16 protein-coding genes are annotated in these 13,912 nt (G+C 46.1%); 3 read left to right on the top strand and 13 right to left on the bottom strand.

The window, feature by feature from the left end; all coding sequences use genetic code 11:
• Nucleotides 1–5: 5 nt before the first annotated feature.
• From AR1Y2_RS05885 to AR1Y2_RS05850, 8 genes are all read right to left on the bottom strand, one after another.
• The gene (locus tag AR1Y2_RS05885; protein WP_137328146.1) at nt 6–842 is read right to left on the bottom strand and encodes a DUF6179 domain-containing protein; all 837 of its coding nucleotides are present in this window, start codon (nt 840–842) and stop codon (nt 6–8) included.
• A gap of 28 nt (nt 843–870) precedes the next feature.
• Nucleotides 871–1,416 carry a DUF6323 family protein gene (locus AR1Y2_RS05880; RefSeq protein ID WP_137328145.1) on the bottom strand — a complete coding sequence of 182 codons (546 nt, stop codon included), beginning with the start codon at nt 1,414–1,416 and terminating at the stop codon, nt 871–873.
• Nucleotides 1,417–1,569: 153 nt separating this feature from the next.
• Nucleotides 1,570–1,923: a hypothetical protein gene (locus tag AR1Y2_RS05875; RefSeq protein WP_137328144.1), complete on the bottom strand. Its 354-nt coding sequence runs from the start codon at nt 1,921–1,923 to the stop codon at nt 1,570–1,572.
• 23 nt (nt 1,924–1,946) lie between these two features.
• On the bottom strand, nt 1,947–2,342 hold the full coding sequence (locus AR1Y2_RS05870) for a HEPN domain-containing protein (RefSeq protein WP_137328143.1): 396 nt from the start codon (nt 2,340–2,342) through the stop codon (nt 1,947–1,949).
• Nucleotides 2,339–2,710, bottom strand: coding sequence for a nucleotidyltransferase domain-containing protein (locus AR1Y2_RS05865; protein ID WP_243118872.1), 372 nt, complete (start codon nt 2,708–2,710; stop codon nt 2,339–2,341). The genes AR1Y2_RS05870 and AR1Y2_RS05865 overlap by 4 nt, the downstream gene beginning before the upstream one ends.
• A 387-nt stretch (nt 2,711–3,097) precedes the next feature.
• On the bottom strand, nt 3,098–4,450 hold the full coding sequence (locus AR1Y2_RS05860; protein ID WP_137328142.1) for an MATE family efflux transporter: 1,353 nt from the start codon (nt 4,448–4,450) through the stop codon (nt 3,098–3,100).
• An 8-nt stretch (nt 4,451–4,458) separates the two neighbouring features.
• Entirely contained in the window at nt 4,459–5,625 is a 1,167-nt protein-coding gene (locus tag AR1Y2_RS05855) for a cation diffusion facilitator family transporter (RefSeq protein ID WP_137328141.1), read from the bottom strand.
• 38 nt (nt 5,626–5,663) lie between these two features.
• Nucleotides 5,664–6,557, bottom strand: a complete 894-nt coding sequence (locus AR1Y2_RS05850; RefSeq protein ID WP_137328140.1) for a LysR family transcriptional regulator — start codon at nt 6,555–6,557, stop codon at nt 5,664–5,666.
• Nucleotides 6,558–6,664: 107 nt separating this feature from the next.
• Between AR1Y2_RS05850 and AR1Y2_RS05845 the strand changes: the two genes are divergently transcribed.
• Both AR1Y2_RS05845 and AR1Y2_RS05840 read left to right on the top strand, forming a co-directional pair.
• The gene (locus AR1Y2_RS05845) at nt 6,665–7,243 is read left to right on the top strand and encodes a chromate transporter (RefSeq protein ID WP_137328139.1); all 579 of its coding nucleotides are present in this window, start codon (nt 6,665–6,667) and stop codon (nt 7,241–7,243) included.
• Nucleotides 7,234–7,791 (top strand): chromate transporter, encoded by a 558-nt coding sequence (locus AR1Y2_RS05840; RefSeq protein ID WP_137328138.1) that lies wholly within the window; start codon nt 7,234–7,236, stop codon nt 7,789–7,791. The genes AR1Y2_RS05845 and AR1Y2_RS05840 overlap by 10 nt, the downstream gene beginning before the upstream one ends.
• A 401-nt stretch (nt 7,792–8,192) precedes the next feature.
• Here AR1Y2_RS05840 and AR1Y2_RS05835 read toward each other — a convergent pair whose 3' ends face one another.
• From AR1Y2_RS05835 to AR1Y2_RS05820, 4 genes are read right to left on the bottom strand one after another with little or no spacing between them, the layout of a single operon-like run.
• Nucleotides 8,193–9,437: a 3-isopropylmalate dehydratase large subunit gene (locus AR1Y2_RS05835; protein WP_137328137.1), complete on the bottom strand. Its 1,245-nt coding sequence runs from the start codon at nt 9,435–9,437 to the stop codon at nt 8,193–8,195.
• 2 nt (nt 9,438–9,439) lie between these two features.
• Nucleotides 9,440–9,931, bottom strand: coding sequence for a LeuD/DmdB family oxidoreductase small subunit (locus AR1Y2_RS05830; RefSeq protein ID WP_137328136.1), 492 nt, complete (start codon nt 9,929–9,931; stop codon nt 9,440–9,442).
• Between the two features lie 12 nt (nt 9,932–9,943).
• On the bottom strand, nt 9,944–11,185 hold the full coding sequence (locus AR1Y2_RS05825; RefSeq protein ID WP_137328135.1) for a 3-isopropylmalate dehydratase large subunit: 1,242 nt from the start codon (nt 11,183–11,185) through the stop codon (nt 9,944–9,946).
• 3 nt (nt 11,186–11,188) lie between these two features.
• Complete coding sequence (locus tag AR1Y2_RS05820; protein WP_137328134.1) at nt 11,189–11,665, bottom strand: LeuD/DmdB family oxidoreductase small subunit; 477 nt, start codon at nt 11,663–11,665, stop codon at nt 11,189–11,191.
• Nucleotides 11,666–11,754: 89 nt separating this feature from the next.
• On the opposite strand from AR1Y2_RS05820, the gene AR1Y2_RS05815 reads away from it, so the two are divergent.
• A complete protein-coding gene (locus tag AR1Y2_RS05815) occupies nt 11,755–12,453 on the top strand; it encodes a lysoplasmalogenase family protein (protein ID WP_137328133.1) in 699 nt (232 codons plus the stop codon).
• On the opposite strand, the gene AR1Y2_RS05810 is transcribed toward AR1Y2_RS05815, so the two are convergent.
• Complete coding sequence (locus AR1Y2_RS05810) at nt 12,422–13,909, bottom strand: TrkH family potassium uptake protein (protein WP_137328132.1); 1,488 nt, start codon at nt 13,907–13,909, stop codon at nt 12,422–12,424. The two genes, AR1Y2_RS05815 and AR1Y2_RS05810, sit on opposite strands and share 32 nt — an antisense overlap.
• Between the last annotated feature and the right edge of the window lie 3 nt (nt 13,910–13,912).

Here is a 13,912-nt window from a genome sequence, read left to right as displayed (position 1 = left end):
TCTGGTTAAATTAAAAACAACGTATCCATCACATCGTACTCTATCGCATTATGGATGCGCACGGCAAATTCTTTTCCCTCTTTTTGAAAATAATTCTGCTGTCCTGAAAGTCCTGCCTGCTTGACCATAAAACCGATCATCTCCCGCAATTTATCTTCCATTTGTTCCACGGTGTCATCCAGAAAAAATCTGCGTATTTCTTCGGTGTCTGTTCTTGTCAGGATCAGGTTCGACAGCTGCTTTTTTGTGACAAAACATCCAATGGACTGGAACAGGACCAGAGAACAGATATTGCCCATATAATAGATCTCCTGCTTCTCTTCTAGGTTTCTCATCAGATCTGTTACTGCCCGTCTGTCAAAGCAGTCTAAAAACCGCTTCTCTGCTTCCACATGGCAGAGATACTCATAAATAAGGCGGACCCCGCTGTCCTCCCTGCTGCTGTTCATGGCCGGATAATCCAGTGTCAGGATGTGGTCCTGAGGGCAGAATCTGGCGTCATAGCGAAGAAAGAATTCCGGCATGCCGATGATCAATGTATCCCTGTAATTGCTGCACCCGTAGTCCTCAAAGTCCGCAGTCAGGCGGTCGTAGACAGCCTTCGCTTTCTTTGCTTTTTTTACCACCTTTTCATACCCTATTTGATAGGCTTCCATGGCACGAAGCCCCTTACCGGACCGCAGCGCGAAGCCTCCGTCTCTTTCACATTCGTTGATACAATAAATCACTGCCTCCATCAGCATCTGTGCTGTCTCATAGGTGACAGAACTGCTTTCCTTTGACGTGAACTTTTCGGCCAATCCGGCTGTAACCGGAAGTAATTCTTCCAACTGATATTCCATAGCTGCTCCCTTCCTATATCTTTTCCCCTTATTCCCAGAACATTTCCTTTAGCACATCCATATAGAGTTCACTGTCCCAGCGCTGCTCCTCGCTGAACTGTCCGTATTCACCTTTTCCCCCGCTTTTCCTGCAGCCGTCATATCCTGCCCGTATAGCCCGTGAAAATCTCTCCAGGCAGGTATTTTCCAGATAGTCCAGATCTCCGAAACACACATTCTCGTACTGCTCCCTCATGAATTCCAGCAACTCATCATCTGTCAACCGGTCCATAGATTCATTTTTAAAACGGTAAAAGATATCCTGGAGTCTTTCCAGTACTTGGGCGTAATTCCCCTGGTCTATATACTGGGAATCACAGAATACATACATGAGTTTGTCAAGAATTCCCTTGCCAAACTCCACCCGTTGATACTTTTTAAGACTTGCGTTTCTTCCTGCGATCAATTCTTTTGCCTGTTCTTGTGACAAACTCAGCCCAAATTTCTCATAAGTCTTCTCATTGCAGACTTCCATGGCCCGGAGTTCCTCAGATTCCTTTTTCTTTGTCAGCAGTTCATAAATATTTTCTTCCATAAGGTGCCCCCCTTCCTTTTGCTTGGAGACTTATTATACTGCTGCGGCTATGGGATCACAAGACTTGAAAAAACAGTCATTTTATGGTAATATAACAATAGAAAAAGGGAGCAGATAAACTAATATCTGCTCCCTTTTGGCCGTATCCCCTTGTCACTCCTTCAAAAATTCCTGGCAGAGCTTCTGTGCAAACTCTTTCTGCGGTGCTTTATAAAGAAATACCATCTCCTTTGGATCATTTGTTGTCTTGATCACAATTTTATTTTCATCTTCCAGCCTGACATTCTCAATCTTATCCCGTTTCAGGCATTTTGTCTGACGGACTTCCGGCACAGCACCCCATTCAGAATATCCGATCTGCTCGATCATTAGTTCCTCATCGGTCAAAGTCAATACATAATCATTTGTTATCCGGTCTCCGGCAGGGTCTGCCAACAGATTGGAAAACACATTTGCGATCACCTGTTTGTTTGAAATATCCTGATAGGCTTTTAATATAATTGGCATCTTCTCCCCCTGATTCTATTTTGCTAATTGATTGGAAGCTCGTTAAGTTTCGAAATAGTGTCGTACATAATACTCTGGCATTTTTCAAAATCTTCTTTTGTGACAGTATAAAAATCATCCCCCGGATACCTTGCATCATAATAAAAATCTGTTAAATATGCAAGTCCAACGGTATCGAGACTAAGTTCTGGTTTCCAGCTATTCATTCTGGATGCGATCTTTTTCATATTATGTTTCCTCAATAGATCAGACACATCTTCATCCAAAAAACATGCTTCTAAATATCCTTTTAAATATTTCTCTGCCACCTGTTGGCACTGTACTGCGAGCTGATTATAAAATGTGTTACCGCTGGCAAGAACAGATTCAAGATAAGCCAGATCATTTTTCGCAATGTCCAAATAATTGTTTTTTATCATTTAACCACCTCCAATATTAATTTTTTATCCCTGTTCATAATATTTTTAAAGACTGTATTCTCTTTTATCGATTCCTCATTGGCATAAACTACGTCTGTGGCAACACCTGACATTTCCTCATCCAAAGTCCATCTGATATCAGCAGCCAATGTCCTGTCTTCCAGCTTTTTCTCTGTGAGTATCAGTAAATCCACGTCACTTCCGCTCCGTAAATCTCCACGCGCGCAGCTTCCGAATAAGTAAACAGCTTTTAAACCTGGAATTTGTGACTTTACCAGATACTCAAGATCCATCTCTATCTTATCTACAAACCGTTTCGGCAAATACTCAAAATTTTCTCTGTGAATTTTAATGCGATTTTCCATCATTCATTGCCTCCAACTGTTCTTCTACTGGTAGTATGTCACCTTCTGTTTAACTGTCATCCTTATCCAGCAGACACTACGTCCATGTTCTACATGATTGGAGTGATGCATTCTAAGAACTGAACGGAAATCATGTGGAACATGTCATGAGTTATTCACCACTATTTCCGTTGCGCTTTTGAAATGCGCTCCTCCAATAGTGGTGAATAACTTTCGAAAAGTGGCTCCTTTTTGACAGAAGCCCTTCTCCAGCAGACATTACGTCCATTTTCTACATGATTGGAGTGAGGCATTTTAAGAGCCGAACGGAAATCATGTAGAAAATGTCATACTATAAAGGGCACCTTTTTGTTATTATATCTCGTTTCCAGATCCTTTACAATCTTTTCCTCACTCAACAATTCCTTTTTCCTTCCACTTTCCGCTCCGGTATCTTATGGTTCCGATCATGAACGCAACGACCCATCCGATCGGGATCGACCACCAGATTCCGGATGCCCCCAAAAAGTGGGCCAGAATATATGCAAAAGCCACTCTGCACCCAAAATTACACAGGGTCCCCGCCATAAAAACACCGACATCGCCTGCTCCCCTGAGGACTGCATTGACCACATTCATAAGCCCCATCAGTGCATAGAACACGGAAACCACTCTGAGATAGTCCACGCCCACGGCAATGACTTGGGCATTGACCGCTTTATCCACAAACTGAGCCACCAGCACATCTCCTTTAAAAAACAAAATGGCAGTGATCACAACAGCAATGCCGGCCGCCATCAGTCTTCCGGCTTTCAGCCCTTCTCTGATCCGCTCCGGCTTCTTTGCCCCGATATTCTGTGCTGTAAAGGTGGATACCGCATTTCCCACGTTCACCATCGGCATGATGGCGATGGAATCAATCTTTGTCGCTGCCGTATATCCGGCCAGTACAACAGAGCCGAAGCTGTTGACCAAGCTCTGGACAAACACCATTCCAAAAGAGACAATGGACTGCTGTACCATGGACGGAACTGCAATCCTGCCCATCTGGAGAAGAATCTTATAATTAAAAAGCACCGGCCTTTTTTCCGTTTTCATAGCTTTCAGACGGAACAGAAGATTGATAAAAGAAATGACCGCCGCAAGCCCCTGTGCGATCAGTGTCGCCCATGCAACGCCAGTGACTCCCATTCCAAGCTGAATGACAAAATACAAGTCCAGAACAATATTTAAAACGGAGGATCCTGCTAAAAAATACAGTGGGATCTTTGAGGCACCAAGGGAGTTATAGACCGCATTCAGAGTATTGTACATAAATAAAAATACAAGACCGAACATATAGATCCTCAGATAATCCGCCGCATCCTGATAGATATCTGCCGGTGTCCTCATGAGCACCAGGATTGCTTCTGTTCCAACTGCACCGATGATCATCAATAAAAAGCCCAGCACAAAGGTAGAGATCAGGGCCGTATAGATGGCTGTCATCATTCGGTCATGGTCCTTTGCGCCAAACAGCTGGGATATGACAACCGAATATCCGATGCTTGAGCCCGTAGCCACGGCAACAAATAAAAATACGATCGCAGTGGAGGCACCGACTGCCGCCAGCGCCTGTGCCCCAACAAATCTTCCCACCACCATGGAATCTATGATGTTATACAGCTGCTGAAACAGATTCCCCAGCACAATGGGGACCGCAAAGAAAAACAGCTTCTTTGCAGGATTTCCCACACTCATGTCATTGGTCAGTTGTTCGCTCATATTTTCCCTCAGATATAGCTCCGGTCTACTTTGATCACTGCAAAGTAATTGTCCCGATGCTTCCTGATCTCCTTTCTGATATGCGTCGTGATATCTCCCACTTCCTGGTCGTACTCATACGGCACCACCAGATCAAAAATCAAATTGTTGTGCGTTTTTCCTTCCACCATCCTGAAATCGTGAATGGACAGCTCACTTCCGCACTCATTGACAATCCGCTCCACCAGTTCTCTTGCCTCATTGGTCTCCTTGTCATCGGTGACAATCGGATCCATATGGATCGTGGCATCGCAGTTGAATTTGTGCATCAGGCGGTATTCAATATTGTCGATCACGTCATGGGCCTCCAGAATATCTACATTATAGGGAACCTCCGCATGAAGTGAGATCATCCGGCGGCCCGGGCCGTAGTCATGTACAATGATATCATGAACCCCCACGATCAGCTCATTATTCAGCACTTCATTTTGTATGTCTTCCACCAGTTCAATATCCGGTGCTGTCCCGAGCAGGGGCGAGAGAGTATCCCGGGCTGCTCCGAATCCTGCCCACATGACAAATCCAGCTACAAGGATCCCCACATAACCGTCCACATTGATTCCTGCGAACCGGAAGATGAGCATTCCGCCGAGAACTGCCGTTGTGGCCACGCAGTCACTTAAACTATCTGTGGCTGTAGCCTTCATGGTCTCTGAATCAATCAGATTGCCGACCTTTTTATTGAAACCTGCCATCCAGAACTTCACCAAAATCGACACGACAAGGATCCCTATGGAAAGTGGACGGAACATAATAGCTTCCGGGCTTAAGATCTTCTCTGCAGAGGATTTTAAAAGCTCAAACCCCATCAGGAGGATCGCTAAAGATACAAGCAATCCTGAAATATATTCGATCCTTCCGTGTCCGAATGGGTGGTCCTTGTCTGCGGGGCGTCCTGCCATGCGGAATCCCACCAGTGTAATGATGGAGGATGCCGCGTCAGACAGATTGTTGAACGCATCCGCGACGATAGAAATGGCTCCCGTCAGTATCCCTGCTGTCAGTTTGCCCGAAAATAAAAGAACATTGCAGAAAATTCCGACCGCTCCTCCCATGGTTCCATAGGCCTGGCGGACTTTATGGTTTTTCAGGTCGTCTTTATTTTTAATAAATAATGATATTAATAAGTCTGTCATAATTCCTCATCCCTTTACATGAAATATTCTTCATTGTATCACAAATTACAATTATTTTCATTTCCGTTCAACAAAATATTAATAAATTCTTTCATTGGTTCTGTTCGGTATTTATCCTTGTGGACAACGATATGATTATCGTTCTTCAGCTCGATATCTTTGATCCTGATTTTCTTTAGATTCCCTTTTGAAACTTCGTCCTCCGCCAGGCGTTCCGGCAGTACCGTGATCCCCAGGCCTTCCATGGCTGCCTGCATGAGTACCTGGGAATTAACACTGGTCCAGAATGGCTCAGCTTTCAGATCATGAAGGAGAAGTACACTGTCCAGCACATCTCTGGTCGCACTTCCCTTCTCCCTGAGCAAAAGCGGCTGTTCTAAAAGCTTCGCCAATTCCACTTCTTCCGTGTCCGCCCACGGATGCTTTGAAGAACAAAAGGCAAACAGGCGGAAGGAAGAAAAGACAGTGCTGTCCACCATTCCCTCTGACACAGCACCCTCGATCAATGCCAGATCAATCTCATTATTCTGCAGCATGGACAGTACATCGGATGCCTTGTTTACTTGGACACTCACCGGGGTATCCGGATATTTTTCCTTAAACTGTTTCATGGCTCCCGGCAGCCAGAAGTTCGAGATCGTAATGCTTGAACCCACCCGGAGTACAGCTTGTTTCTCCAAGTCATAGATTCCTTTCTCCAAGTCCTCATATAACTCCAGGATCCTCACTGTCTTTTTCAGGAACAGTTTTCCTGTCTGATTTAAAAATACCTTTTTGGATATGCGGTCAAACAAAACCGTTCCCAGCTCTTCCTCCAGCTCATGGATGACGTGGGATACCGCGGGCTGGGTCATGTAAAGCTTTTTAGCGGCCCTGGTGATACTTCCTTCCTCACATACCGTTTTAAATATATATAACCGTCTTATCGTCATAGAGTCTTCCTCCTATCATTACTATTTTAGCATGTTATCCATAAAATAATATAATTTTATTTATATATGATAAGAACGTATACTATACAAAAGGGGGAATTTCCGTTATGAATAAAAACCTATTAAAACAATACGCCTGGCTGTTCCGGGTCAATCTGACAGTCAGCGCTTTTACGTTTGGCGGCGGCTACGTGGTCGTCCCTATGTTAAAAAAATACTTTGTCACAAAACGGCAACTTATCTCGGAAGAAGAACTTTTTGATATCGCCGCAATCGCACAGTCTTCTCCTGGAGCCATTGCGATCAATCTCTCTGCTCTCACAGGCTATAAGATCGGGAAGCTTCCCGGCGCAGTCATCAGCTGTACCGCCGCGATCCTGCCTCCTTTGATCCTGCTTTCCATTATATCCGCAGGATATGAAGTATTCAGGAGCAGCCATATCGTATCCGCTGTTCTTCTTGGTATGCAGGCCGGCGCGGCGGCTCTGATCATCGACTATATTGTTGATATGAGCAGAATGATACTAAAAAAGAGATCCATCTTTCTCACTTTGATGGTGCCTGCTGCATTTTTGTCTAGTCTTCTGTTCCATATAAATGCCATGCTGATCCTGATCGTTTGTTCCGCACTCTGTCTGTTCAGAGTATGGCTTCATGAGAAAAGGAGGTGTGAAACATGCTCTTAAATATTGCCCGCCTGTTTGCAACCTTCTTTAAGATCGGCCTGTTCAGCATCGGAGGAGGTTATGCCATTCTTCCAATGATCAAGGAACAGGTAGTTCTGGCAAAACATTGGCTCACTGGACAGGAGTTTACCGATATCATTACCATCTCCCAGATGACTCCTGGCCCCATCGCAGTCAACACATCTTCTTTTGTAGGAATCCGTGTGGCAGGAATCCCCGGGGCTGTGGTGGCAACTGTGGGGTGTGTGATCTCAGGTTTTGTCATCTCCATCCTGCTGTACCGGTTCTTCCAGAAAAAGAGCGATTCTTCTTATATGTCTGCTGTACTAGACGGATTGAAGGCTTCTTCCCTGGGTCTTGTGCTGGCAGCCGCCTTTTCCATCCTGCTCTTGACTCTGTTCGGAACTGACGAGCATGTGGTGCTTTCCTCTTTCCAGCTGCCTGCGGCGATTCTATTTGGAGCCGCTGTGGTCCTGCTGAGAAAGTTTAAAAAGCCTCCGGTGTTCGTGATCATATTTACAGGGATCATCGGGCTGCTCATCTATTAGTCATTCCAGACAGAACAAAGTGGGCAAGCCCACTTCAACACCCCAACCCCTCACTCTTTGAGGGGCTTGGCAACTTTGCGCACCAAATGCGATTTGACGCAGTCAAATAGTTTCCTCACGCATTTGTGTGCATAATGCCCGCAGGGCTTTTTTATTCCATAGGGAGGTTCGCAGAACTTTCCTATTGAATAAAAACACTCCTGTAAGGACAGCTAAAATACCGCCGTTCTTACAGGAGCTTTTTGATCTTGGAAGAATAAGGATCTCAATGTTTTCTGCCAGCATAGACTTTATGTATCAACAGACAGCAGACCAAATCCCGTTTAAGATGAGATCTTTTACCAGATAGCCCGCAGAAGATCCCTCCACATAGCCGATAGAACGAAACTGATCTGCCAACACTATTTTGCCGCTACAATCTTTCCCGCAACAGCCGATGCCGCCGCTGTCTTCGGCGATCCAAGATAAATCTCCACCTTGGAAGTCCCCATCCTTCCCAGGAAGTTTCTGTTGTTGGTAGCCAGGATCTTTTCCCCGTCAGTAAGGATTCCGCCGGCTCTGCCGCAGCAGAGACCGCAGCCCGGCTGAGTGATGATCGCCCCGGCTTTGGCCAGAGTTTTCAGATACCCGGCTTTGGATGCCTCCATATAGATCTTTCTGCTGGCAGGTGTGACAATCAGCTTCACATAGTCTGCAACCTTTTTTCCATCAAGGATTTCTGCTGCCGCCTTCAAGTCTTCCAGTCTTCCGTTGGTACAGGAGCCGATAAACACCTGGTCAAGGCTGGTTCCTTCCACTTCAGATACCGGCTTGATCTTATCTACCTGGGACGGACAGGCCACAACAGGTACCAGGTCCTCTGCCTTGTAAACCACTGTCCTGCAGTACTGGGCGTCATCATCTCCGTAAATCCAATCCACATCAGAGAGGTCTACCTCAGAATATTCCGCTGTTTTTTCATCCGAAGCAAAGAGGGCTGCCTTGGCTCCCGCCTCGATGGCCATATTGGAAATGGTCATTCTGGATGCCACGCTCATCTCTTCCACCGTGCTTCCTGAAAACTCAAGGGCCTTATAGGTAGCTCCGTCAGCTCCCAGATCTCCGATGAGCCTTAAAATAATATCCTTGGATGAAACATTTTCCGGCAGTTTACCGTCAATGACAACCTTGATCGTCTCCGGAACTCTCACCCACATCTCTCCGGTACCCAGGATCGCAGCCATCTCTGTATAGCCGATGCCGGATGAGAAACATCCCACACATCCATAGGTTGTCGTATGGGAATCGGTTCCGAATACGATATCCCCCGGCTTTGCGTAACCACACTCTGTCATAAGCTGATGGCAAATCCCGTCGCTTCGATGGATATTCTTAAGACCGTATTTCTTAACAAATGCATCCCCGATCTTAAAATGTCGAATGTCCTCCACTGCGCTGGCCGGAACCAGATGGTCATAGATCAACACAACCTTATCTGGATCCCAAAGCTTCGTAAATCCCATCTCTTCAAACTTTTCAGCGACAAACGGAATAAAAATATCATGGATCATGACACGGTCCACATTTACTGTGACAATCTGTCCCGGAGCAACGGCCTCCGCTTTTGTATTCTTTTTAATGATCTTTTCAATGATTGTATTTCCCATATCTATTTCACCCCGTTCCTTTTCTTCATGGCTTCCACCAGCCCTCCGGCTTCAATGATATCCATCAGATTCTGCGGTAGTGACTGGACCGGATATTCTTTTCCATCATGGATGATCGACTGGCCCAGTGACACATCCAGCATATCCCCTTCCTTCACATGCTCCTGGATCTGATCATTTTCTATGAGCAGGAGTCCGTTGTTGATGGAATTGCGGAAAAAGATCCGTGCAAAAGATTTTGCTATGACACATTTTATTTTTAATGCCTTGATAATCTCCGGCGCCTGCTCTCTGGAAGATCCGCAGCCAAAGTTCTTCCCTGCGACGATGATATCGCCCTCCCCGATCTGTGACGCCAGCTCCGGGCGCAGCGGGGAGAATCCGTACTGTTTCATATCTTCCACCGACGGAAGTGCCAGATATTCTGTGGGGATAATGATATCCGTGTCGATATCGTCTCCAAGGACCCATACTTTCCCAGTAAACTTTTCCATATGTAAACTCCTTTATCTTCTCACGATTTTTCCTGCTATGGCTGATGCGGTCACTGTTGCGGCAGATCCCAGATATACATAAGAATCCGGATGTCCCGCGCGGCCTTTAAAGTTCCTTGTTCCGGTAGAGATCAACACCTCTCCTTCGCCGATGACGCCCTGGCAGCTTCCCCAGCAGACACTGCAGTTGCTGTTCATGACCATAGCCCCGGCATCCATAAATACATCGATCAAACCTTCATCCAGCGCCTGCATGTACACCTCATTGGAAGCAGGAGCAATAAGAAATCTCACATCCTCATGGACCTTTTTCCCTTTCAGGATCTCTGCTGCCAGACGCAGCTCATCGATGCGCCCATTATTGCAGGACCCTAAGAAAGCCTCGTCAATCTTTACATCCTTCACTTCCTCCACAGGAACCACATCATCAATCAAATGCGGTCTTGCCACAACAGGTTCAATCTCATCCAGATTAATGTGGTACACCTTTTCAAAATGGGCATCCTCATCGCTGATAAACAGATTCTCTGCTTTTCTGCCCCTGGATTCCACATATTCCACAACCTTTTCATCCGGCTCCACGATCCCTGTCTTCGCTCCGGCTTCCACTGCCAGGTTACAGAGCACCAGACGTTCGTTGATACTCAGGTTGTGAGCGCCCTCTCCTGCAAATTCCATGATCTTATAATTGCATCCGTTGGCCCCCACCATACCGATGATTGAAAGAATCAGATCCCTGGCATAAACGCCTTCTTTTAAATTTCCAGTCAGTTCAAACCGGATCGTCTCAGGCACCATGACCCAGGAAGTCCCTGTCACCATGCCGTACAAAAAGTCTGTACAGCCGATCCCTGTTCCGAAAGCGCCCAGTGCGCCGTATGTACATGTGTGGGAATCCGCTCCCATAATAAGTTCTCCCGGACAAACATAGTCCTCCACCATGATCTGATGGCAGACCCCCTTGCCCTCATAAAAAGCAATTTTGTGCTCTCTGGCAAAGTTTCTCATTTTCCTATGAGCCTCCGCAGTCTTGGGATTCTCCGCCGGGATGTTGTGGTCGATGATAAAGACCAGCTTATCCTTATCCGCGATCTTTGGATGCTTCAGATCGTTGTGAAACATATCAATGGTCAAGTGTGTAGTTCCGTCATTGCTCATGAGACGGTCCAGTTCCACTGTATGGATCTCCCCCGCCTTGACTTCCGGCACTTTGGCCGCCCTTGCAATAATCTTTTCTCCGATCGTCATTCCCATAGCCTATACCTCGCCTTCATTCAAAAAGTTGATCAATCCGCCGTGGTCCAAAATATTCTGCATATAAGGCGGAAGCTTTGTACAAGGCAATGTCTCATCCTTGGTTATGATCACTCCCTCAGTGAGATTAAGTTCGATCTCATCTAACTGTTCCACTTTGTCATACAGATCCCCGCTCACAACGACCGGAAGACCGATGTTGATGGCATTACGGTAAAAGATCCTGGCAAATGACTTTGCGACAATGGCCTTCACGCCCAGTGCCTTTAAAACACTCGGTGCCTGTTCTCTGGAAGATCCGCAGCCAAAATTCTCACCGGCCACAACAATATCGCCTTCCTGTACCTTATTTGAAAAATCCGGATCAATGGATTCAAACGCATATACTTTCATTTCCTCAATATTCGGCAGAAGCAAATACTGAGATGCTATGATCTGGTCCGTATCCACATCGTTGTGGAACTTAAATACTCGACTCATAATCGACCTCCTTGTATAAATTCTCATTTTAATAAGAATACTATAAAACAGCAAAAAAATCCATGGCGTTTTCAGAAAGGCAGGTTAAAATGAAAAAAACAGACCCCTGCGGGTCCATTCTGATTTCTTTTCTTTTTATGGAGGCTGTGTTTTATCTTACCTTTATAATATTGGATCTTACGTCGTCATTAAACGGCCTGAGCACGGCACTGAAATACTGCTCCGTTTTGCTGTGTTTTGGCTTCAGCCTGATATTTGAAAGATCTCCGGACCGCGTCCTGGTGGCGTCTGCCCTGGGGCTTACCGTCATCGCTGATGCCTTTCTGCTGCTCTTAGACAGACACTATCTGGCCGGCATTCTATGCTTCTTAGGTGTACAGATCTTGTATTATATCCGCCTCCTCAGCGCAGGAGGTTTTACTTTGCTGCCCTTTCTCCCTGTCCGCTTTCTTCTGAGCGGATGCATCTTTCCCATACTGGCAGTCCTCCATATCTGGGACTCTCTCTCGGCAGCAGCCGCCTTTTATTTTCTCCAGCTGTTGTTAAATGCGGCAGAAAGCCTTTTCCTCCGCCGCATAAACCTTCACTATACCTTGTTTTCAGCCGGTCTCCTTTTCTTTGTCTGCTGCGACCTCTGTGTTGGCCTTACCAATCTCCCGTCCCTGGCTGTTCTGTCAGTCCCGGAATCTCTGCTTTCCTTTGCACAGATTGGGATGTGGATCTTTTACCTGCCGTCCCAGGTGATGATCACACTTTCTATATATCCGAAGCCCGTCCCTTATACTTAGGGATTTTCTTAAACACTTTGGTATCTCTCCATGTGATAGGGCTTATGAGCACCAGCATCGGGAACAGCTCCAGCCTTCCAGCCAGCATGTCAAACATCAGGACCACTTTGGAAAAGTCTGAGAACATGCCAAAGTTGCTGGTGGGACCCACCAGCTCAAGTCCCGGACCGATATTATTCAGCGTGGCCGCAACTGCGGTAAAATCTGTAATCAGATCATATCCGTCCAGGGCGATCAGCAGAGTAGAAAACGAAAGGATCATCATATAAGTGATCAGAAAGATATTGATAGATCTCATAACCTCATGCTCCACCACATGCTGGTTAAATTTGATCTTCCGGATGCTCCTTGGATGTATGTAGAAATACATTTCCTTTTTTACGGTCTTTAACATCAGGATCACCCTGGATACCTTAATACCGCCTCCCGTACTTCCTGCACAAGCCCCGATGAACATCAGCATGACAAGGATCACCTTTGAAAACTCCGGCCAGGTGTTAAAATCAACCGAAGAATACCCGGTGGTAGTGATGATGGATCCCACCTGAAAGGAAGCGTGGCGGAAAGCAGATTCCAGTGTAGGAAACAGATCCCTGATATTGTAGGTGATACAGGCAATGGCTGCCGCGATGACAAACAGATAATATTTCAATTCTTCAAACTTGAACGCGTCCTTAAACTTTCTGATCAGTATGAAATAATAGACATTAAAATTTACGCCGAACAGAATCATAAACACCGTCACAGTATATTGGATGAAAGGCGAATAATCCGCAAATCCAGAGTTTAAGATGGAGAAGCCTCCGGTACCCGCGCTTCCGAAAGACAGCAGCATGGAATCAAAGAGGGGAAGGCCTCCGAACATAAGAATTACAATCTCAACCACCGTCATAAAGCAATAGATCCCATACAGGATCTTGGCAGTCTGCCGCACCTTCGGCACCAGTTTTCCTACAGACGGCCCAGGGCTCTCCGCTTTCATCAAATGGAGATTTTGTCCTCCTCCCATGGGAAGGATTGCCAGGATAAAGACCAGCACCCCCATGCCTCCGATCCAATGGCTGAAACTTCTCCAGAAGAGACTGCACTTAGCCAGCACCTCCACATCGTCCAGAATGCTGGCTCCTGTAGTAGTAAATCCAGAGATCATCTCAAACATCGCATTGGTAAAAGACGGAATATCCCCGTTAAATACAAAAGGAAGGCAGCCGAAAAAGCTCATCATGATCCAGCTCAGCGCTACCGCAACAAATCCTTCTTTTGCATAATACTGCATGCTTTTCGGTTTTTTATGGCTCATAAGAAAACCTACGAAGAGGCAGAGCAGCATGACCGCAAAAAACGGGATTCCTCTTGCCTCCCTGTATATTAATGCCACGATACACGGCAGGGAGAGAAACGCTCCCTCAAACAGCATGACCAGTCCCAATATGTACCGGATAACACCATAATTCATATT

Origin of the sequence: Anaerostipes rhamnosivorans, assembly GCF_005280655.1 — a bacterium.
GTDB classification, from domain to species: Bacteria; Bacillota; Clostridia; order Lachnospirales; family Lachnospiraceae; genus Anaerostipes; species Anaerostipes rhamnosivorans.
The sequence above is the reverse complement of the archived record's forward strand: the minus strand, read 5'-3'. Positions and strand labels throughout refer to the sequence as shown.